The sequence below is a fragment of the Paenibacillus sp. BT-177 genome, assembly GCF_025846815.2.
GTDB classification, from domain to species: domain Bacteria; phylum Bacillota; class Bacilli; order Paenibacillales; family Paenibacillaceae; genus Paenibacillus; species Paenibacillus polymyxa_C.
The window spans coordinates 462,436-484,544 of the sequence record NZ_JAOYTP010000004.1 but is presented as its reverse complement, the minus strand read 5'-3'; the positions used below and the strand labels follow the sequence as shown (position 1 = coordinate 484,544).

The 22,109-nt window shown below is 46.1% G+C and carries 20 protein-coding genes; 12 read left to right on the top strand and 8 right to left on the bottom strand.

Annotated elements, in window-relative coordinates; translation table 11 throughout:
- Positions 1–56: 56 nt before the first annotated feature.
- Together OIU26_RS15820 and OIU26_RS15815 are read right to left on the bottom strand one after the other, a co-directional pair.
- Positions 57–2,039: an LTA synthase family protein gene (locus OIU26_RS15820; RefSeq protein WP_264217352.1), complete on the bottom strand. Its 1,983-nt coding sequence runs from the start codon at positions 2,037–2,039 to the stop codon at positions 57–59.
- Positions 2,040–2,226: 187 nt separating this feature from the next.
- Positions 2,227–3,387: a THUMP domain-containing class I SAM-dependent RNA methyltransferase gene (locus OIU26_RS15815; RefSeq protein WP_058829387.1), complete on the bottom strand. Its 1,161-nt coding sequence runs from the start codon at positions 3,385–3,387 to the stop codon at positions 2,227–2,229.
- Between the two features lie 156 nt (positions 3,388–3,543).
- On the opposite strand from OIU26_RS15815, the gene OIU26_RS15810 reads away from it, so the two are divergent.
- Complete coding sequence (locus OIU26_RS15810) at positions 3,544–4,188, top strand: O-methyltransferase (RefSeq protein WP_264217351.1); 645 nt, start codon at positions 3,544–3,546, stop codon at positions 4,186–4,188.
- A gap of 104 nt (positions 4,189–4,292) precedes the next feature.
- On the opposite strand, the gene OIU26_RS15805 is transcribed toward OIU26_RS15810, so the two are convergent.
- Positions 4,293–5,513, bottom strand: coding sequence for an MFS transporter (locus tag OIU26_RS15805; RefSeq protein WP_013370468.1), 1,221 nt, complete (start codon positions 5,511–5,513; stop codon positions 4,293–4,295).
- Positions 5,514–5,744: 231 nt separating this feature from the next.
- Between OIU26_RS15805 and hemE the strand changes: the two genes are divergently transcribed.
- The 9 genes from hemE to OIU26_RS15760 all read left to right on the top strand — a co-directional run bounded on the left by hemE (position 5,745) and on the right by OIU26_RS15760 (position 15,923).
- A complete protein-coding gene (gene hemE / locus OIU26_RS15800) occupies positions 5,745–6,800 on the top strand; it encodes a uroporphyrinogen decarboxylase (protein WP_264217350.1) in 1,056 nt (351 codons plus the stop codon).
- Positions 6,801–6,822: 22 nt separating this feature from the next.
- Positions 6,823–7,764: a ferrochelatase gene (gene hemH, locus OIU26_RS15795; RefSeq protein WP_025676991.1), complete on the top strand. Its 942-nt coding sequence runs from the start codon at positions 6,823–6,825 to the stop codon at positions 7,762–7,764.
- A 7-nt stretch (positions 7,765–7,771) separates the two neighbouring features.
- Positions 7,772–9,217: a protoporphyrinogen oxidase gene (gene hemY / locus OIU26_RS15790; protein ID WP_264217349.1), complete on the top strand. Its 1,446-nt coding sequence runs from the start codon at positions 7,772–7,774 to the stop codon at positions 9,215–9,217.
- Between the two features lie 137 nt (positions 9,218–9,354).
- A complete protein-coding gene (locus OIU26_RS15785; protein WP_264217348.1) occupies positions 9,355–10,722 on the top strand; it encodes a CapA family protein in 1,368 nt (455 codons plus the stop codon).
- An 81-nt stretch (positions 10,723–10,803) separates the two neighbouring features.
- The gene (locus OIU26_RS15780; protein ID WP_264217347.1) at positions 10,804–11,574 is read left to right on the top strand and encodes a glycerophosphodiester phosphodiesterase family protein; all 771 of its coding nucleotides are present in this window, start codon (positions 10,804–10,806) and stop codon (positions 11,572–11,574) included.
- A gap of 38 nt (positions 11,575–11,612) precedes the next feature.
- The gene (locus OIU26_RS15775; RefSeq protein WP_025676985.1) at positions 11,613–12,236 is read left to right on the top strand and encodes a fumarylacetoacetate hydrolase family protein; all 624 of its coding nucleotides are present in this window, start codon (positions 11,613–11,615) and stop codon (positions 12,234–12,236) included.
- Positions 12,237–12,398: 162 nt separating this feature from the next.
- Positions 12,399–13,205 carry a DUF92 domain-containing protein gene (locus OIU26_RS15770; protein WP_013370475.1) on the top strand — a complete coding sequence of 269 codons (807 nt, stop codon included), beginning with the start codon at positions 12,399–12,401 and terminating at the stop codon, positions 13,203–13,205.
- 67 nt (positions 13,206–13,272) lie between these two features.
- Positions 13,273–13,851, top strand: coding sequence for a TetR/AcrR family transcriptional regulator (locus tag OIU26_RS15765; RefSeq protein WP_264217346.1), 579 nt, complete (start codon positions 13,273–13,275; stop codon positions 13,849–13,851).
- Between the two features lie 122 nt (positions 13,852–13,973).
- Positions 13,974–15,923 carry an ABC-F family ATP-binding cassette domain-containing protein gene (locus OIU26_RS15760; protein ID WP_216975617.1) on the top strand — a complete coding sequence of 650 codons (1,950 nt, stop codon included), beginning with the start codon at positions 13,974–13,976 and terminating at the stop codon, positions 15,921–15,923.
- An 89-nt stretch (positions 15,924–16,012) separates the two neighbouring features.
- Here the strand turns inward: OIU26_RS15760 and OIU26_RS15755 are convergent, their stop codons facing one another.
- From OIU26_RS15755 to OIU26_RS15735, 5 genes are all read right to left on the bottom strand, one after another.
- Positions 16,013–17,050: a M42 family metallopeptidase gene (locus OIU26_RS15755; RefSeq protein ID WP_264217345.1), complete on the bottom strand. Its 1,038-nt coding sequence runs from the start codon at positions 17,048–17,050 to the stop codon at positions 16,013–16,015.
- A 13-nt stretch (positions 17,051–17,063) separates the two neighbouring features.
- On the bottom strand, positions 17,064–17,486 hold the full coding sequence (locus tag OIU26_RS15750; RefSeq protein WP_013370479.1) for a LapA family protein: 423 nt from the start codon (positions 17,484–17,486) through the stop codon (positions 17,064–17,066).
- Between the two features lie 56 nt (positions 17,487–17,542).
- Complete coding sequence (gene pepF / locus OIU26_RS15745; protein ID WP_264217401.1) at positions 17,543–19,339, bottom strand: oligoendopeptidase F; 1,797 nt, start codon at positions 19,337–19,339, stop codon at positions 17,543–17,545.
- Between the two features lie 199 nt (positions 19,340–19,538).
- Positions 19,539–19,727, bottom strand: coding sequence for a hypothetical protein (locus OIU26_RS15740; RefSeq protein WP_013370481.1), 189 nt, complete (start codon positions 19,725–19,727; stop codon positions 19,539–19,541).
- Positions 19,728–19,734: 7 nt separating this feature from the next.
- Positions 19,735–19,968: a hypothetical protein gene (locus tag OIU26_RS15735; protein WP_014599632.1), complete on the bottom strand. Its 234-nt coding sequence runs from the start codon at positions 19,966–19,968 to the stop codon at positions 19,735–19,737.
- Between the two features lie 173 nt (positions 19,969–20,141).
- Here OIU26_RS15735 and OIU26_RS15730 point away from each other — a divergent pair, with 173 nt between their 5' ends.
- Both OIU26_RS15730 and OIU26_RS15725 read left to right on the top strand, forming a co-directional pair.
- On the top strand, positions 20,142–20,339 hold the full coding sequence (locus tag OIU26_RS15730; protein WP_013370483.1) for a cold shock domain-containing protein: 198 nt from the start codon (positions 20,142–20,144) through the stop codon (positions 20,337–20,339).
- 209 nt (positions 20,340–20,548) lie between these two features.
- Entirely contained in the window at positions 20,549–21,964 is a 1,416-nt protein-coding gene (locus tag OIU26_RS15725) for an MATE family efflux transporter (RefSeq protein WP_264217344.1), read from the top strand.
- Positions 21,965–22,109: the final 145 nt, after the last annotated feature.

The following is a 22,109-nucleotide window of genomic DNA, read 5'->3' as shown; positions in this document are numbered from 1 at the left end:
AGCGATGGATCGGGATTTTTGTTATATATTAGGTAGTTATGCAATCGATACCCTTGTTACTTCTTTGCTTCAGTCTCCCATTCGCGAATAAGATCGTATGTGATGACCTGATCGGATATCTTTAATCGATTGAGAGCCTCAGTATAGCCTGGTCCGCAGGCATTCACATCTGTAGGTTGACCTGTACTCAGATTGTAACAGGTTCCTTTGGAGAATGTACCGTCCTCAGATGGAATGTAGTACACTCGTCCATCCGTGAAAGCGCCAGTACGCAGCACAACCATACGAGGTTTTCCACTAAACAGATCGTTACCCATAAAATGATATGGTTTTGTAGAAATCCCAAGTAGATGCATTACGGAAGGCGTCAGATCCAGCTGTCCTGCCGGTTCTGTATACGTGCCTGCCTGGCTTCCGTCAGGAAGATGCACAAGTAATGGCACCTGATTCATGATTTTCTGCATGTCCAGATCTGTAAGAGGCTTGCCTAAAAACTTTTCATACAGTGCTTTGTCTTTAATGGAGTTGTCGTGATCCCCGTAGAACATCAGGATCGTATTATCCCACAATCCGTCTTTCTTCATCTGATCTACCAATTCACCTAAAGCCTCATCCACATAATGGACGGATTTTAGGTAGTCTCCGAACATCGTACCTTCAAACTCGCCAACATCCAAATCTACAGCGTCAGGTGACAGGTTGTACGGATGATGGCTCGAAATACCGACCATATAGGCGTAGAACGGTTGCTTAACTTCGGTTGTGAGATCGTTGAGCGCTTGTCTAAAAAAGGATTTGTCTCCCAGGGACCAGCCCAGAGGCTCATCTATTTTAAAATCCTTTTTACTGTAGAACTTGTCGTAGTTCATCGCCTTATACATCGTGTAACGGTTCCAGAAGCTGCTGTCGTACACGTGAAACGCATTAGGACTATAACCTGTATCCTTCAAGATGGAAGGCAACGTATCGAATTTATGGTCCGCATAACGGATAAATACAGAACCCGTAGGGAGCGGATGCAGCGAAGCGTGGGTAGAGAAGTCCGCGTCCGAAGTACGACCCTGCGCAGTTTGATGGAAATAATTATTAAAATACATGCTTTCCTTCGTCAGTTTGTCAAAGTTAGGCGTAATTGCTTGACCGTTGATCTGTTTGCCGATAAAAAAGTTCATGAACGCTTCAGCTTGGATGACCATCACATTTTTGCCCTTATACTTGCCGTATAGGTCATTTTTTACCTGAAGTAACTTCTGGTGTTGATTGAACCATTCCTTATCCTTATCGGATTCCACCTGAGCCAATGTAGGCTGGGGCCCAAGATGATCCTGACCATAGCGGTAGATATCATATCCATGAAATCCGATCAATCCGGTTACGTTGTACAAGGCCATTGACCACCAGTTGCCGACAAATATGCCGGTTGCCCAAGTGGAGGTATATATTTTGATCGGTCCAAATGTCAAAACATAGCCAATCAGGAAAGCCAATGCCCCCTTGAAGAAGCGAAGCAGAAATCTTTTAGTGAAAGAGCTTCGTGATGCTTCTAAGTAATGATCATTCGTTGTAAACCGACGCCGTAAGGAAGCTACGAATATGACATACGGAATGAATAAAATCCAGTCTGCAAAAAAGAAAATATCCCACCAGTACATAAGAGATGCGATACTTCCACCCAGAGAATCAACTTGTCCAGCTTGAAGCAAAACGGGAATCGTAATGAAATCCTGGAAATACCGATAATAAACCATGTCGGAATAAATGAGCGCGGTGAGCAATATATCGAGCACCACAAGAGCAATCAAACGTCCGCGACGTGGCAGCCACAAGGTCCAAAAGCTTACAAGCAACAGGGAACCAATAGCAATGACATAATCCAGCGGGTTCATGTCAATATTTTGGGCATGCAGGTTATAGTGAATCAGTACAAGCTTGCCAATCATAAGTACAAAAAACAGAACTAAACCGAAATATTGAGACAGCAGCAGTCTGCTGAACATGTTACCAGTGCGTCTTGCACTGGTCGTGCGAATAACCAACACTTTACCCCCTCCGGCAGAAATGTTCGGCTAGTATAAACTACACATTAACGTAATGTTAAAACCGAAATGCCTTTAATTATTATAGCGCTCATCCTGCGCATTTCAATGATTAAGTAAAGAAAATACAGCACAAATGAGGCCAGGACAACGAACAAAGGGTTCGTTTCCTGGCCTATAGCTCGAACATTTAGGACTGCAACGGTGAAGTATCTTTGCGGCGCGGAGGCAGAGGACCCAGATACTGATAGTATTGGCATTCAATTCGGCCGTTAAACAGCTTACGGCGTTTGTCGGCTTTGCGGCCCCAATAATGCTCAAATTGCTTGGTGGAGCTGATGGCAAAGAAGGACCAAGTCTTCATTTCGGCTGCCGTGCGTGCAAGTGTACGGATCAGCTTTTCCACCTCGGCTTGCTCGCTCAGTCTTTCGCCGTAAGGTGGATTTGTAATCATCACACCATACTGGCCCTCAAGTCTAACCTTGCTGGCAGGCAGCACCTTTAGTGAGATGTCTTTAGCAAAGCCTGCTGCCTTTACAGCTGCTTCAGCAACCTGTATGGCACTAGGGTCGATATCGCTACCTGCGATCTCAAAAGGAATGTCATCACGAGTCAGATCCATCGCCTCGTCGCGAGCCTGATTCCATAATTCTCTGCCAATGACAGGCCAGTCTTCCGAGTTAAAGGTACGTCTCAGACCTGGAGCAATGTTCCAGGCTTGCATAGCAGCTTCGACCAATAAAGTACCGGAACCGCAGCATGGGTCATAGAATGGTCGATCCGGGCTCCAGCGACTAAGCTGAATAAGAGCGGAAGCCATTGTTTCTTTGAGAGGCGCCTCTGTAACAAGCTTGCGGTAGCCTCGTTTGTGCAGCCCTGGACCAGTTGTGTCCAGCGTTATCAGCGCACGGTCATTCAATAGAATGACCTCAATGACGTAACGAGGACCATCTTCAGAAAACCAGTCTGTATGGTAGGTTTCCTTGAGCTTTTCTACAATCGCCTTCTTGACGATTCCTTGACTGGCTGGTACGCTACTAAGCTGTGATTTGTGTGAACGTCCCTCTACGGGAAATTCACCATCTACAGGAATCCAATCCTGCCAAGGCAATGCTTTGGTACCCTCAAACAGCTCGTCGAAGGTAGTTGCAGCAAATTCGCCCATTTTAATAAGAACGCGGTCAGATGTGCGAAGCCACAGGTTGCATCGGCATATATCCTTATAATCTCCGGAAAAAACGACGCGGCCATTCTCGACGGTCAGATCCGTGTACCCCAGTTCTCTGAGTTCTCGGGCCACAACGGCTTCCAGTCCCATCGGCGCAGTTGCAATTAGTTGCAGTTGAGTCATTAAACGTATTCACTCCGTCTCATAATCATGTAAGCTTGGTTCAATCCCTATAGTATAGGTCATTGTACTCGAAGAGACAAATCGTTAAGGCAAATAATTTACGAAGGACACCGCGTCCAACCTGCGTTATGATAAAGCAAGAAGGAGAGATGAAACGTGGAAATCACACCCAATATGACACCTGAACAATATGTAGACCAGCTGGTACAGGAGGATGAAGCGCTGCGCAGCATTAGGGAGGCTATTGTTAAAGAAGGGATGCCGGAGGTATCGGTTGCTCATCCCTATGGAAAGCTGCTGACCTTTCTCGTTGAAGTCTCTGGTGCACAGCAGGTACTGGAGATCGGGGCATTAGGAGGATACAGTGGATTATGCCTGGCCCGTGGGCTGGGAGAGAAAGGTCGCATCGTGTCCCTGGAGCTGAAAGAAGCGTACGCTGCGCTGGCTCATCAACATATGAAAAACAATGGCTACGGTGATCGTGTAGAATATCGTATCGGACCCGCAGTGGACAGCCTGAAGAAGCTTCAGGAAGAAGGAAAGACTTTTGACTTTTTTTTCATTGATGCGGATAAGGAAAATTACCCAGTGTATTTGGAGTATGCGATTGAACTGGCCAATCCAGGCGCTATAATTGCCGGAGATAACTGTTTTCTTCGTGGACGGACACTGAACACAGACAAGAACGGACCTGCTGTACAGGCCGTGAGACGTTTTAACGAAACGATAGCAACGGATCCACGGCTAGTCAGTACGCTTTTGCCGGCTTATGATGGATTGGCGTTGGCACGAGTGAAGTAACGGGCGTCCCTTGAATGTAGCTATACCAAAAAGAACCTCCTTATCCACAGTGTGGAGCGGAGGTTCTTGTCTGTTAAGGCAGGCTGTCCTACCCGAAGGTTGTCTTACCTGAAATGAGGCGTAGCCTTACGATCAAAAAGCTTCATACGTACCCAGATTATATTGACAATCAGCAGCACACCAGACATGATGAACAGTCCTTCGATGCCGATAAATCCGGAAAGCACTCCGCCAATGACCGCACCCAGCATATTCCCGAGCGCCAGTGAACTGGTATTGAATCCGAAAGAGCGGCTTTCCATTCCTTCCGGTGTATAGGTGCGAATCAGCGCATTTACGCTTGGTAGCAGACCGCCCATAAACACACCCATGAAAAAACGGATAATGACAAGCTGCCATACTTCATTGACAAAAGCTTGCGGAATGAGCATAATCGCCGTTCCGAGTAGTGCAATGGTCAAGATCTTGTGTGCTCCTATTTTGTCACTTAATCGTCCAAGGAGCGGTGCGGCTACCATATTCGATACGCCTGTAATAGCGGTAACGAACCCGGCAACCAGTGCAATTCCTTCTGCCGAGCCATATAGCTTTTGCACATACAAAGGTAGCAGAGAAACTGTACTGATCATGGCAAACTGGAGTAAGAACGTCACGGTGAACAAAGCCGGAAGCTGGGGCGTATGGCTTAGTTCCTTTAATCCGGCAAGAACCGAAATTTGTGGAATTCGCGCGGCCTCCGCTTTGCTGAAATTTTCTTTAACCAAAAACATTGCCATTAGAGAGGCTAGGAAAATAAGAGCTCCTGTAATGTAAAAGATCGGTCTGAATCCGACCCAGTCAGCCAAAAATCCGCCTAGCAAAGGGCCGAGAATTGTGCCAGCCATTTGACCGGACTGCATAATTCCCATAGCAAAGCCGGTTCGCTCTTTGGGAGTGGTACCCGACACTAGGGAAATAGAAGCCGGGTTGAAACCCGAAATTGTACCGTTTAGCAGGCGAAGCGCTAGCAGCTGCCATGGGTGGGTGACCAAACCCATACATCCGATGACCAGAGCCATGCCAAAGCCTGAGCGAAGCAGCATGACTTTACGTCCATATCGGTCGGCCAGCTTGCCCCATAATGGCTGAAATATAAACGAGGTCAAAAAGTTAGCTGCAAAAATAACTCCTGCCCACAGTCCTATATCGTGCTCGCCCTTCACATGGAGGTCTTGAGCCAAATATAGGGCAAGGAACGGAGTAATCATTGTAATTCCCGCATTGACCAGAAACTGGCCGAACCAAAGCACAATGAGATTGATTTTCCACGTCTCCCACGTTTTCAATGTGCTTTCACTTCCTTTCTGCCATTCTCATCCTGTTGTAAAGGTACTTATTCATGTATAACTTTCCCGGAGCTTTAAAAAAGCCATTTCTCTAGTATAGCACACTTCATTGAAACTTTATCCAAATGTCATGGGTTTGTCATGGTTTGTTTGAGAGCGGCGGTTGTTACGACTCTTGAAAAAGGGCATAATAAAATATAGTATTTATGATTCGAACTGGAGGCTGAAGTCATGACCTACAATGATACTTTTATCCGCGCTTGCCGCAAGCAAGCTGTGGATCATATTCCCGTATGGTACATGCGGCAGGCCGGAAGGTATGACCCTGAGTATCGCAAAATTAAGGAAAAATACACGCTGCTTGAAATTTGCCGCCAGCCCGAGTTGGCCGCAGAAGTAACGTTGATGCCCGTGCGCAAGCTTGGGGTGGACGCTGCAATTTTATATTCTGATATTATGAATCCGGTAGCCTCGCTAGGGGTTGATTTTGATATTGTCAAAAATATTGGCCCGGTTATTGATAATCCGATCCGTACAGCTGCAGACGTAAACAACTTGCGTCCGATTGATGTAGAACGCGATTTGGGTCATATTTTGGAAACTATCCGTATTTTAGACCGTGAGTTGAATGTGCCATTGATCACGTTTGCTGGAGCGCCTTTTACTATTGCCAGCTATTTAATAGAAGGAAGACCCTCCAAGGGATATATTCGCACCAAAGCGATGATGTATGGAGAGCCTGAACTATGGCATCGTTTGATGGATAAGCTAGGGGATATGGTTATTACATACGTGCGGGCCCATATCGCTAACGGTGGCAAGGCTTTTCAATTGTTTGATAGCTGGGTAGGTGCACTCTCGCCTTATGATTTTCAAACTTTTGTGTTGCCAACCATTGTACGTATTTTCCATGAGTTATCTGATTTGAATGTGCCTAAAATTTATTTTCCGGGCGTAAGCTCTGGTGAATTGCTTCCGCATTTGAGCGGGGTAAAAGCCGATGTGGTTGGACTGGACTGGCGGGTAAGTATACCTGAAGGCCGTCGTCGCTTGGGTAACAGTTTTGGAGTGCAGGGCAATTTGGATCCTTATGTGCTTACTGCGCCGATGAATGTGATCAAGCAGTATGCAAAAAAAATTGTAGATGAAGGCGTTCTGGAGCCGGGCTATATTTTCAATCTCGGTCACGGCTTATTTCCTGAAGCCTCGCTAGATAAGCTAAGAGAGCTTACCGATTATGTACATGAGTATTCTCGCTCTGTTTTGTCAAAAAATGAACACAACTAGAAAAGATAAGAGGGATCTGCTAATGAAAACCAAAGTGGGTGTACTGGTCATGTCCTACGGGACGCCGGAGAGTCTGGACCAGGTTGAAGCGTATTATACACATATTCGCCGTGGTCATGCTCCCTCGCCGGAGCAGTTAAAAGAATTAAAAGATCGCTACGAAGCCATTGTGGGTGGCGTGTTTCCGTTGCGTCAGAATACAGATCGACAGGTCCACAACTTGCAGGAAACCTTAAATCAGGAAAATCGCAACCCGGACATAGAATTTGTCTGTTATCAGGGGCTCAAACACGCCAAGCCGTTTATTGAGGACGGGATCGAAGCGATGGTGCAAGATGGCATTCGTACAGCGGTGGGTGTCGTGCTGGCTCCGCATTATTCCGTTATGAGTGTAGGCTCTTATATCAAGCGTGCACAGGCTAAGGCACAGGAACTGGATCTGGCCATATCGTTTGTGGAGAGCTATTATCTTCATCCCAAGCTGATCAAGACGCTGACTGAGCGTGTGAACGCAAAACTGGCGCTTTTTGAAGAAGCGGGAGCCAAGCGGGACGAGGTTCGTGTTCTGTTCAGTGCGCATAGCTTGCCTGAGCGGATTTTGGCTATGGGTGATCCATATGTGGAGCAGTTAATGGCTACTTCGCAGGCTGTTGCGGATAAGGCGGGAATTACCAACTGGCAGTTTACGTGGCAAAGTGCCGGCCGTACAGCTGAACCGTGGCTGGGACCAGATATTTTGGATACCATGCATAGTCTTAAGGAAGAGCAAGTGGAGTATGTGCTGGCTGCGCCAGTTGGTTTTGTTTCTGATCACTTAGAGGTGTTATACGACCTGGATATTGAAGCACAGGCTTTGGCGAAAGAATTGGATATGCGTTTTCAGCGTATTGATTCACTCAACAGTGACCCACTGTATATGGAGACGCTTAGTGATGTCATCATAGACCAATGGAAAAAGGGATGAGGACATAATGGAGCAAAAGTTACGTAATATTGTAATTGTAGGTGGAGGCTTGACCGGGCTCAGCACTGCTTTTTATACACGAAAAATGTACAAAGAAGCTGGCTACACACCTCGAATTACGCTGGTGGAGAAAGCTTCCGCGCTAGGCGGAAAAATTGAAACATTGCATAAAGATGGTTTTGTCATAGAAAAGGGGCCAGATTCCTTTCTGGCCCGTAAAACGGCTATGATAGATCTGGCAAAAGAGTTAGAGTTGGACCATGAGCTGGTAAGCACGAACCCTGAAGCTAAAAAGACATATATTTTGCATGAAGGTCAGCTTCATCCGATGCCTCCTGGGCTGGTGCTGGGCATTCCAACAGAGCTAAAACCATTTTTACGCAGTGGCTTGATCTCTTTAGGTGGAAAAATGCGGGCTATGATGGATTTTGTCATTCCGCCTCGACGTGAACCGGAAGATGAGGCGCTGGGTGATTTTATTGAACGCCGACTGGGCAAAGAAGTGCTGGAGAATGTAACCGAGCCACTGCTGGCGGGAATCTATGCTGCCAACATGAAGACGCTAAGTTTGCAGGCAACTTTTCCACAGTTTGCAGAGGTGGAGCAGCAATACGGAAGCCTTATTCACGGGATGAGGACAGGTCGAAAACCAGCTGAAACACATACGGGTACGAAAAAAAGCGCCTTTTTGACCTTCCGTCAAGGCTTGCAAAGTTTGGTGCATGCGTTGCTGAATGATTTGTACGACTGTGATTTACGCACCGGAATTGCTGTTACCGAATTCACAAAGACGACGGAAACTGAAGGAAGTCCCTATCGCGTTATGTTGGACAATGGAGAGACACTGGAGGCAGATGATATTTTTGTAACGACTCCCAATTTTGCTGCTGCGCCGCTATTGCGAGATCATGTAAATGTGTCTGCACTGGAAGCTGTTAATTACGTCTCCGTAGCGAACGTGGTCATGGCCTTTGATAAAACAGATATTGAGAACGTCTTTGACGGCTCTGGTTTTCTGGTTCCTCGCAAAGAAGGACGTAGTGTCACAGCTTGTACATGGACGTCTGCCAAGTGGCTACATACCAGCCCGGACGATAAGGTACTGTTGCGTTGTTATGTAGGGCGAGCAGGAGCTGAAGAAACAGTAGACTTACCAGATAATGAGCTGATTGCGGTGGTACGTAAGGATTTGAAAGAGATGATGGGAGTTACAGCAACTCCGCTGTTCACGGAAATTACACGTCTTCGTAATTCCATGCCGCAATATCCGGTAGGGCACCCACAAGCTATAGCTAATCTGCGGGAAGAGCTACGCAGTGCGATGCCAGGGGTGTACGTTTTAGGCGCTGGCTATGATGCGATCGGTTTGCCGGACTGCATCCGTCAGGCCAAGGAATGGGCCTTCAATGCTGTCCAAACAGCACAACAGGAAGCCATTAAGGTCCAGGTATAAATGTTCGATAATGAACCCTTCGCGATCCAGGCGAGGGGTTCTATTTATATAGAAAGTTGATATATAATGGAGAAGGTGTAAAATTCGCCAGCTAATAAGGAATTCATGCATATGTAGTAGCATAGAAGGAGTGAAGAATGTACCCTCCCAGGTCACAGAGAAATGAAGGTCGAAAGAGAGCAAGAAAACCAAAAATAGGCAAGGCATGGATCATTACGAATCTGGTCTTGCTGTTCATGATTGTAGGACTTTTCGGTTATTATTACATATTTGAACACGATAGTAGTGGTTCTCTTGCGGAAAACGCCAAGCATTCGCAAACTGAAAGGAACATCCAAACGGGGTCTGATAATGATGAGAATTCTACTCCCTCAGGAAGTGAAGATGTTAATGAAACGAAGGACTCTACTGTTCCAGACACAAGCAGTCGTCCCGTAACAACGCCCGGCACCAATGCCTCCGAAGGCAGCTCTTCAGGAGCAAAATCATCTTCGGAGAAAGACAGGCAAGCACAGGAGAATTCGCCAAAGAAGGATACAAACAATGATGATGGCAATTCTCCAGCAGTTACACTTCACTTCATAGGGGATGTGCAGTTCTCTGGTAAAGTTGAGCAGCGGTTGGAGCAGAACGGATTTGATTTTCCATACCAATATCTCGGAAGTTTGTTTCATAAAGACGATCTGACGATTGCCAATCTGGAAACACCGGTGACTACTAATGGCGTCGGTGCGTTAAATAAAACGTATGTGTATAAATCTTCGCCCAAGGCGCTAACTGCAATGGCAGCGGCAGGGGTCGATGCTGTAAATTTGGCCAACAATCATATTTTGGATCAGGGGACAAGCGGATTACTGGATACCCTGAAATATTTGGATGAAAAGGGTATAGCCCATGCTGGAGCTGGACGCAATGCTAAAGAAGCGTATGCACCGCATTATTTTGAACGTAACGGGATTAAAATTGCGTTGTTGGGGGCTACACGTGTCATGCCTGAAGCCAACTGGAATGCGAGTGCCAAACAGCCCGGTGTAGCAGGGGCTTATGATTCGACCGCTATCGTAAAGTCCATTCGTGAGGCACGAAATCAGGCTGATTTGGTGATTGTGGTTGCCCATTGGGGGAAGGAGCGGGCAACTGCACTTGAACCCCATCAAACGGAGTTATCTCACGCTTTTATTGATGCTGGGGCCGATCTGGTCATTGGCGGGCATCCTCATGTGCTGCAAGGGATGGAGCAATATAAAGGCAAATGGATTGCATACAGCACAGGCAATTTTATTTTTTCTAAATCAACGGTGCCAGCCACTTGGGATACAGCGATATTTCAGGCCACCTGTACCCGAAACGGGGACTGTAAGATGAAGCTGACCCCTTACCGGGCGGAGCTGGGTCAACCGATCCCATTGAAAGATGTGGAGGCCAGCAAAATTTTGCAGAAAGTAGCGGCACTGTCACCAAGTAATGTCTCGATAGGTGTAGATGGTACGGTAAGCGCTCAGTAGCAGTAAGAAAGAAATTGTCAATATAGACATGGACGGAACGATTGTATGAACGACTCCTTTGTGAATGGAGGTCATAACGAGATGGATCATTTGTGCGTGGCTCACCGCGGTTTCTCGGGAATTGCTCCCGAGAACACGATGGCAGCTTTTAAGCTTGCGCTGGAACAGCCTTTTGTGCACTGGATTGAACTGGATGTACAGCTGTCAAAGGACGGTGTTCCTGTGGTCTTTCATGATTTTACGCTGGAGCGGACGACAAACGGTATGGGACGAGTAAAGGATGCAGACTGGAAACAATTGCAACGACTCGATGCAGGTAGCTGGAAAAAAGCACAATATCACAGGGAACCTATTCCTTCCCTCGCCCAAGTGCTTGACTTGTGCCAGGGGCGTGTATCGCTCAATATTGAGCTCAAAACTGCTGGTGATATGTATCCCGGACTAGAGAAAGCCGTCCTACGTGAAATTATAATGAGGGGGATGGAGGCTGAGGTGGTCTTGACCTCTTTTGAGCGTGCGGCATTGCGCCGAGCAAAAGAACTGGCACCCGAAATCCGTACTGGACTGATTATCGATGCCCGTCCAGACGATTTGGCAAAGCAATTAGAAAATCTGCAATGTTCTTTTTTATCTATTGGCTATCCACGGATAGACCGAAAGCTCTTGAAAGATCTGATCGGAAGGGGTATTACGGTCATGGCGTGGACGGTGGATGACCGGCGTATCATGCGGAGATTGTCCTCATTACATCCTGAATTGATGATTTGCACTAATTGGCCGGATCGCTGGGAGCAGGTTTTTTTGCTTTCTAAGTCCCGGATGTGGCACTATATACGTAAACTTATTCGTTAATCAATTGGACTACATACGCGGAAGGGTGACGGATCGTAATGAACGTAGAAATTCGTAATGTTTATTGTGTCGGACGCAATTATAAGTTGCATGCGGAGGAACTGGGGAATGAGGTTCCCACAGAGCCGATGATTTTCTTGAAGCCGTCTCATGCGGTTGTGCCGCTGGATGGTGCTACGCTGGAGCTTCCTCAAGGTAAGGGAGATATTCATTTTGAGACTGAACTGGTTGTCGCTGTAGGCCGTAACTACGAACCAGGCATGACCGCAGATGCGTGTCTGAACGCTTTTGCATTTGGCATTGATTTTACCCTGCGTGATGTACAAAGTACGCTCAAGAAAAAAGGCCACCCGTGGACTGCTGCCAAAGGCTTTAAATCGTCTGCACCTGTGACACCGTTCTTGCCTTTGGAGAGCTTGGACGTGCTGGAGCAGCAGGATTTTTCCTTATTCAAAAATGGACAAGAGGTGCAGCGTGGGCATGTCAAGGACATGATCTTTTCCATCCAGCACATCGTTGAATATATAGCGACTCAATATGGACTAGGTAAGGGAGATATTATTTTTACTGGCACTCCGGCGGGTGTAGGGCCTACAACGAGCGGGGACCACTTTGAGCTTTACTGGGGGAGTGAGCGTCAGGGAAGCTTCACCATCGGCTAAATCTACAGTGGCAATAATAAAGATACTTAAAAAAGTCTTGTGAAGGCCGTGTCCTGTGCGAAAGCATGGAGCACGGCTTTTATATAAGCGTACAGCATTGTACAATGATATACAGAACTACAAGCGAAAAACAGAGATTCATCTCAAATGCGGGGGTATATCATGGACTGGATCATCGGATTGCTTTCCGCTGCTGTGGTAGCGGGGGCTGCATTTTATAAAAAGTCTTTAACCTTATCCGGCTTTGCTGCGGCTGTACTGATGGGAACTGTGTATTATGGGGCGGGCAACCTGTTTTGGTTTGGCACATTGCTCTTATTCTTTATCACCTCCACCCTATTATCGAGGTTCAAAAAGGAACGCAAGGCTGAGCTCGAAAAATCGTATGCCAAAACAGGCAATCGGGATGCAGGGCAAGTATGGGCTAATGGGGGATTAGGTATGCTGCTATGCCTAGGTTATGCGATATGGCCTCATGTTGCCTGGCAACTGGCATTTGTCGGTGTTATGGCTACGGTCACCTCCGATACGTGGGCAACGGAATTTGGAAGCTTGAGTCGTAAGCCGCCTCGTTCAGTGCTTACCGGGAAGGTGCTGGCACCCGGAACCTCAGGAGGAGTATCTGTATTAGGAACGGCTGCGGCCTTGGCTGGTGGCATACTGATCGGTATTGGCGCATGGGGCTTTGGACACGCCGTAGGAATGCCGGAATTGCCGTTATGGCTGTGGGCACTGATTGGGGGAATATCCGGCAGTGCCGGAGCTTTTGCTGATTCTTATCTTGGTGCTACGGTGCAATTGATGCGCTCCTGCCCAGTTTGCAAGCGGGAAGTAGAAGTAGACACACATTGTGGACAAACGACAGTTTATATACGAGGCTGGCATTGGATGAGCAATGATCGGGTGAATAGTATTAGCTCTATTTTCGGAGGATTGGTCGCTCTTGCAGGCATTTTCTTTATACTCTGAACACGGGGCTGGAGATCGCTCTAGGAAATAACTGCGTGCTTCAATCATGGTTTTAGGAGGTGCAAAGATGGGTGAAATGCACGGAGATAAATATGAAGCTATTTTGAACGCTGCTTACACTGTCTTCGGCACCAAAGGCTTTTATGAAAGCAAAATTTCCGAAATTGCAGAACAAGCAGGTGTTGCTAAAGGCACGGTATACTTGTACTTTAAAAGTAAAGAGCAGCTATTTATAGCAGTCACACGTAGAGATTGCGAACAATACCTAGCCGAAATGCAAGACGCATTAGTCAATCGTACTTTGGGAGAGGGATTGCTGCGAATGGCGAGTTTGCATCTCCACTATTATTACAAACGCAAGCAGCATACTAAATTATTTTTTATGACTCCGAATAGTGATCCCGATCTCATAGAGTTTATGCGGGGATTTATTCAGGACTATACCAATCTGGTCAAAAATAAACTGGCGTCAGAGGGTGTATTGCAGCCCGAATTTCATGCGAAGGCATTCATTGGTATGATGGAACGCCTAAAAATGGATATTTTGTTGAATCAAGATTTCCGTGAATGTGACGTGGATCAGACGGCTGCATTGGCAGCTAATTTATTTATGCATGGCTGTGAAGCCGGAGTACAAAAATCCTGACATGTTGTCTTTGAAAACCGTACTGGCATTGTTCAGCTAACGGTTTTTTTTAATCATTGGCTGTGTCTGTGTTAAAATAGACAAGATGCATCACAAAATTGGGGAAGAGTAGGGAATCTGTAATGAATATTATGACCGTTGAACATATAACAAAAAGCTACGGCGAGAAAATGTTGTTCGAAGATGTTTCCTTCGGTATGGATGAGCGTGACAAAATAGGGGTTGTTGGTGTAAATGGCACTGGCAAATCGACGTTTTTACGTGTGATTTCCGGCTTAGAGCCGCCAGATGAGGGTAATATTGCAGTGAACAACGATGTGCGAATTCAGTATCTGGCACAAAATCCGGAGTTTGATCCTGAAATGAAGGTACTCCAGCATATTTTTCATGGTAATCAGCCTGAAATGAAAGCAGTGCGTGAATATACGGAAACCATGGAGTTACTGGAGTTGAATCCGGGTAGCGAGGAGCTCCAAAACCGCCTGCTGCGAGCAAGCCAGCAAATGGATACGTTCCAAGCATGGCAGCTGGAGAGCGAGGCCAAAAATATACTTACCCGACTGGGGATCACCCAGTTTGAGTCTCGAATGGGCGTTCTCTCCGGTGGTCAGCGTAAACGGGTTGCTTTGGCTGCGGCTTTGATCCAACCCTGTGAGCTGCTCATTTTGGACGAGCCTACCAACCATATTGATAATGATTCCGTTGCATGGTTGGAGCAATATTTGCAAAAAAGACGCGGTGCGTTATTAATGATCACGCATGATCGCTATTTTCTGGATAGAGTTGCTAATGTCATGTTAGAGCTGGATCATGGTCGCCTTTTCCGTTATGAGGCTAACTATACCCGTTTTCTGGAGCTGAAGGCAGAACGCGAGGAGCGGGAAGCGTCATCGGAACAAAAAAGGAAGAACCTGCTGCGTAATGAGCTGGCCTGGATTCGCCGAGGAGCAAAGGCACGTTCGACCAAGCAGAAAGCGCGTATTGACCGATATGAGCAGCTCAGGGATCAGCAACCGGAAGCTCGTTCTGGATCTGTAGATATGTCCGTTGCCTCCACACGTCTGGGTAAAAAGATATTGGAGATCGAGGAGCTGTCCAAATCGGTAGATTCCCGTAAGCTGATTCAGGATTTGAGTTACATTGCGGTTCCTGGTGATCGTGTGGGCATCCTGGGACCTAACGGTAGTGGAAAATCCACTCTGCTCCAAATGATTGCCCAGCGTGTAGAACCAGATTCCGGCAGTGTTGTACTGGGACCGACTGTGAAGCTTGGTTATTTTACTCAAGAACATCAGGAAATGGACGAATCCTTGCGTGTCATTGAATATATTAAGGAAGAAGCCGAAGTGATTCGTACGGCAGACGGTTCGACGATTACAGCTGCGCAGATGCTGGAACGGTTTCTGTTTGCACCAAGCGCGCAATGGACGGTTATTTCTCGTTTATCTGGGGGCGAAAAACGTCGTTTGTATCTGCTACGTGTCCTTATGTCCGCACCGAATGTACTATTGTTGGATGAACCGACAAATGATCTTGATATTCAGACTCTTTCCGTTTTGGAAGACTATCTGGATGAATTCCCGGGCGTAGTTTTTATCGTTTCTCATGATCGTTATTTCCTTGATCGGACCGTGGACAAAATACTGGCATTCGAAGGGAATGGGCAAGTACGTGTACATGTAGGCGACTATAGCGAGTATGCAGAATGGATCAGTAAAAATGCTCAATCTTCTGCGAATACGTCTGACTCGACGGGTACAGCTTCCTCGAATCGTTCTTCTACGCCTAAGTCTGCGGGTTCTTCCGATTCAGTCAAGGGGACAAGTAAACCCAAGCTTAAATTTACCTTTAAGGAACAGCGGGAATATGAGCAGATTGATGAGCTGATTGAACAAGCCGAACAGAAATTGGCCGATATTCAGCGACAGATGGAGGAATCTTTCAGCGATTCGGCACGGTTGCAGGAGCTCATGGCTGAGCAAGCGAAGGCCGAACAGCATCTAGAGTACCAAATGGAACGCTGGACCTATTTGAATGAGCTAGCCGAGCAAATTGAACAAAGTAAATCTTAAAAATAAAAGCAAGTCTCCATTTAGATGGAGGCTTGCTTTTTTGTAGAAATAGAAGTATGTGCACCTGTTTTCCATGCAGCATAAAATGGTTAAGCTGTTACATAAGCCGTGAGCAGACGGGCAGTGTTCACTACGGCCTGCTTATGCGTGCGTTCCATTGCGTGAGAGGCGTGTACGCCAGGTCCGATCAGTGCAGCACGAATGTTATTGCCTGCTTTAAGCGCAGCCGAAGCGTCTGAGCCATAGTGCGGATAAATATCTACCGCATACGGAATATTCAGTTCCTTGGCCAGCTCAATCAGACGGGTTGTCATGTTGTAGTCATAAGGACCTGAGGAGTCTTTGGCACAGATGGAAACGTCCGTTTCCTTGCAGCTTAGATCTTCACCTATGCAGCCCATGTCGACAGCAATCATCTCACTAATACCTTCGGGTATGTAAGCCGCTCCATGCCCCACTTCTTCATAGTTGGAAATGAGCAATTTAACAGTATGTCGAGGCTTCCAGCCTCCATGTACAGATGATTCTAATAAACCAAACAGTGCCGCTACGCTGGCTTTATCATCCAAGTGCCGCGACTTGATAAAGCCACTGGGAGTTACGACTGGGCGCGCATCGAACGAAATAAAATCGCCCACCGAGATACCGAGCTGAAGCACGTCTTCTTTCGACTCGACAAGCTCGTCAATCCGTACCTCCATATGGCTCTCCTTACGCTCAAAGCTTCGTGCATCATCATAGACGTGCACAGATGGGTGGCTGGATAGAATAGTGCCCGTATAGGTTTGTCGGCTTCTGGTATGAATAAGGCAGTATTCGTTCTCAATGCTGTTCATCATGAAGCCGCCCACAGATGTCAGGCGTAGGGTACCTTGTGCTGTAATCGAACGTACCATTGCGCCCAATGTATCCACATGCGCGCTAAGCGCCACTGTACGGTCCGTTGCTTGACCTTCCAGAGTCAGGATAGCACCGCCTTTTGCATTCCATTCGAGGGGTACTCCTAGCTTTTCGGCTTCCTTACGAATCAGCTCCATCACATGATGTGTATATCCACTTGGACTAGGCGTGTTCAAAAGCTGATTTAAAAGGCTCATGATATAGTTTTCATTTAATTGAATTGTCATTTGTTGCTCCTCCTCATTTGGACAACCGATCAGGGTTAGAGGACGATTGCTCTATACCTGGGTCGGATGTAGACACCGTGCTGGAAGAACCAGTCGTGTCACTGGACACATTCGCATATGCTTCGACTGCCGATGTGTGCTCTTCTTGTAGTGTATGAAGCTGATTAGTCAGACGTTTAATCTCTCTCTGAAGCCTATATTGGCGGAAGATACCGAAAGAACCGACAATAAGTCCACCTAAAAGAGTGCAACCGAGAATAAGCAGAATCAAAGGGATGCTAACCCTACTAAACAGAAGGTTCACTTGAACCGAATTGACATTAATAACAGCAAAAACAGCTGTTAACAAAGCTATAACAAGTGCTGCGATCAAAGACCATTGTGTTTTCAAAATGCCACCTCCTTCCGTTACATTATAAAATCCCTTGTCCGCCATGGACAAGGGATTTATCCGTGCATCTTTTTAATGCGGGATTCTAAGTGTGCACGGTTTTACTTTCCTTCAGTTAGTTTTTCCATTTCCGTAATGACTTCCTCAAATACGCTCATTGCTTCGCGAATCGGCTGCGGTGAGGACATGTCAACGCCAGCTTTCTTCAAAATATTGATTGAATAATCACTGCCACCGCTCTTTAGGAAGCCTAAGTAACGGTCAACGGCTGGCTGGCCTTCTTCCAGAATCTGTTTCGAAAAACTGGTTGCTGCCGAGAAGCCGGTAGCATATTTGTAGACATAAAAGCTGTTATAAAAATGAGGGATTCGTGCCCATTCCATTTCTATGTCTTTGTCTACCTTCATGCCAGGTCCGTGATATTTCACATTCAGATCATAGTAAATCTCCGACAAAAGCTGCGGTGTAAGGGATTCTCCCTGTTCAGCACGCTCATGTACAATCTTCTCGAATTCCGCAAACATCGTTTGACGGAATACCGTTGTACGGAATTGGTCCGCATAATAGGTGAGGAGGTACATTTTCTCTTTTGGATCGGTAGATTTGTTCAGCAAGTAATCCATCAGCAAGGCTTCATTAGTAGTGGAAGCCACTTCAGCCAGGAAAATAGTATACTGTGCATCCCGGTACTTCAATGCGTTGTCTGAATAGTACGAATGCAGCGCATGACCCATTTCATGTGCAAGCGTGAACATGCTGTTCAGGTTATCTTTATGGTTCAGAAGCACATAAGGGTGGGTGCCATAAGCTCCCCAGCTATAGGCGCCTGTACGCTTATTTTCATTTTCATATACATCAATCCAACGCTCATCATAGCCTTTTTGCAATGAAGCCAGATAGTCCTCGCCCAGAGGCTTAAGGCCTTCTTTGGTTTGCTTTTTGGCGTCCTCATACGTAATATCCATCTTATATTCGTCCACAAGCGGAGCAAATAAATCATACATATGTAGCTCATCCACACCTAGCAGCTTTTTACGCAGCTTGATATAACGGTGAAGCAAGGGCAAGCTTTCATGAATCGTACCAATAAGATTCGTATACACTTCCTTCGGAATATTGTCGCCGTATAGTGACATTTCCAGTACGGAAGGGTATTTGCGAACACGAGAATAAAAAATATTTTTGTTCACATTGGCACTCAATGTAGAAGCAATCGTATTTTTATTTTTGGCGTATGTGTCATATACCGCTTTAAAAGCGCGTTCACGTACTTCGCGGTGTGGACTTTCGAGAAATTGAATGTAGCTGCCATGAGTCAGCTCGACCTCTTTGCCATGCTCATCCTTGATTTTCGGAAACTTCAGATCCGCGTTATTAAGCATCCCAAAAATCGTTTGCGGGGCTTGAGCCAGATTGCCAACCTGAGCGAGCAGCGCTTCTTCTGTTTTGCCCAAAACATGTGCTTTTTCCCGCTTCATTTCTTGAAGTGTGAACTTATAATCCGAAAGCTTCGGATCTTCAATGAAGGCATCAAGCTGAGAATCTGGCAGCGCCAAAATTTCAGGTGTGACGAATGATAGGGACTCGCTGACTTCAACGCCTAGCTTTTTAGCTTTTTGCGAAAGACCTTGATATGTAGGTTCAGCCGTATCTTCATCATGATGAAGATGGGCATACACATATACACGCTCAGTTTTGAGCGACAGCTCATCTTCGAGTTTGAAGCAGTTGCCAATCGCTTCGGCTGAATTGAGCTTGCCTTGAAATTGAGCAGCCTTTTTGGCCAATTGTTTGACTTCTTCGTATTCTTGATCCCATGCCTTGCGGTTGGGGAACAGGTCTTCCAGTTTCCATGTATTTTCCACTGGCGCATCAGCGCGTTTTACAATTTCACTCATGGAGAGCCTCCTCTGATCGAACGTAATGTGGGATAGGGCTGCGGCGGTAAGGGACGGATGCCAAAACGAAGAAACCGCCACGCTTACGGTAAGCAGCAGGGCAAGAGGTTTTACAGGATGCATGTAACGGCATATCCTCCTTATACCATGGCTTGTTATGCCATAGTATGACCTTTTGCCCCTGAAAGTATAATTTTCCTTACTGTGGGTTGGAACCTATATTTAATAAGCTGTATACAATAAGATAAAAGGCAAGGCAAATCATGATTACGGCAGTGAGGGCCATCCACTTTTTGAGAGGAGCCGGTATCGTTTCACGCTTCATGATCAGCACTCCGCCCAGCGTGAAGGCCAGAATAATGAAGATGAGATAGCTGTTGGACACCATGAATAGGCTACACCTGTTTGAAAGCGTTCATGATCCGCTGCCACTCTTCCTCATTATCTTGAAAGGATTGCTTGGGAAAACGATTTTCAGCCCAATGCATAAGCGCAGGACGGCTCAAAAACGTGTGGGCTTCCTCGCCCCAATCATCAGATATTTCTCGCAGAACGATGTAACGGCCCTGCACCTCGACAGTCATCATATTCCACTTGTCTTTTTTGTATATTTCGTGTTTTTTCATCATATGCATGTCTCCGATTTTATAGATGTTTTGGTTCATGATACCGCAGTTTCCGCCGCAAAAGCAAATCATTCCAGACCGTAAAACCCGGAAAAACACCAATTGCAATGTGAAAAAGCATGAAGTATAATATGGATATCCGCCATAGATGGCGGTATTTTTAGGAGGTTGTTCACTTGAAAGGTACAGTTAAATGGTTTAACGCAGAAAAAGGTTATGGCTTCATTCAAGTTGAGGGTGGCGAGGATGTATTTGTACACTTCTCCGCAATCCAAGGCGACGGTTTTAAAACTTTGGAAGAAGGTCAAGAGGTTGAATTCGAAATTACTGAAGGCAACCGTGGACCACAAGCAGCTAACGTAATCAAACTGTAAGTGTAACTGAATTGTAAGAAATGTTCCGTTTTTACGGATGTCTTATATATTACGGTTAAACGATGAATTGAGAGCGCAGTTCCTTACATTTAAGGAGCTGCGCTTTTTTGCATAAAAATGTTTGTGAAATGAGAAGATTGAGCTCGAATAGGGTATTATACGTAATAAAACTAAATATGAGTTATTGTAAGTTGAAAGGAGTTGAGAAAATGAGTGCAGCAGAGGCTAATCGTAATCCTTCCCTGATTGAAGGCCCCATTGCCAAAACACTGTTTATGTTCTCTTTGCCGATGCTGTTCGGAAATATTCTGCAATCCTTGAATGGAACGATTAATTCAATCTGGGTTGGGAAGTTTCTGGGAGAAGCTGCGTTGACTGCCGCTTCGAACGGAAATATTATCATGTTCTTTCTGATCAGCTCGATTTTTGGGGTCACTATGGCGGCCACTATTCTGATCGGACAAAATATCGGAGCGGGTGACATAACGGAAACGAAGCGTGTAGTAGGTACAAGCGCTGTCTTTTTCCTGGTGCTCGCTTTTGCTATAGGTATTATTGGTTTATTGGGCTCACCTTGGATTCTTCATGTGCTCAATACGCCTGTCGAATCAGTCGATATGGCGATCACCTATACGCGCATTATTTTCGCGGGTATGCCCTTTTTGTACGGCTATAACTACATCATGACCGTAATGAGAGGGGCTGGAGATTCCAAAACACCATTTTATTTTCTGCTCGTTTCCGTTGTGCTGGATGTATTACTTAACCCACTACTCATATTCGGATGGGGACCGATTCCTGCTATGGGCATCGGAGGCTCAGCCGCAGCTACCCTGATTGCTCAAGGGATCAGCTTTGTGTTGATTCTCATTTACCTATATCGTGTAAAATATTTTCTGCGCATTACATCTTCAGAGCTTCACTTACTTCGATTTGATTGGAAGATTATTTGGACTCTTATTCGTAAGGGAGTTCCGATGGGACTACAAATGATTGCTGTCTCTACCAGTGCGATTGCTTTAATGAATCTGATCAACGGTTACGGGACAGTCGCAGCGGCAGCCTATACAGCAGCTAACAATTTGTCCAGCTATGTGCAGATGCCGGCCATGGCATTAGGTGCAGCTGTATCTTCCTTCGCCGCTCAAAATATCGGAGCCGGACGCTGGGATCGAGTACGCAGGACAACCTGGATTGGGATTGTATATAATTTTGTATTGACTGGTGGGGCTGTGGTACTCATTTACGTGTTTAACCGTCAAGCCTTGCTGATGTTTCTCCCTTCTACGGGAGGGGCATTGGAACTGGGTATGCAGATTAATCTGATCACGTTGTGGTCTTTTGTTATATTCGGTATTACCAATGTCATTACAGGCGTTGTTCGATCTACAGGCTCTGTAATGGTACCGCTTTTAATTACCATTATTTCATTATGGGGCATTCGTATACCTTTGGCCTATGCATTTGTCGATAAGTATGGTCTAGATGCTGTATGGTGGAGCTTTCCTGTTGGTTTTACGATCTCCGCCGTTGCAGTTATTTTCTACTACCTTTTCGGGAAATGGAAGCAGGCTAGCATGGGAGAGGGCAACCAAGGCATGAAGTTGGCAGAGGACAAGGGCTAGGTAGGACATTTCTACTATTTGCGATTAAAGTCTTATAAGGGTGAATCTTGTTAAACTCCTATTTTTGATTGATTCAGTAGCACAGGTACAAAGCGTTTTTGTGAGAAGAACTCATTTTTCTTGAAAATGAAAGAAAAAAGTGAGG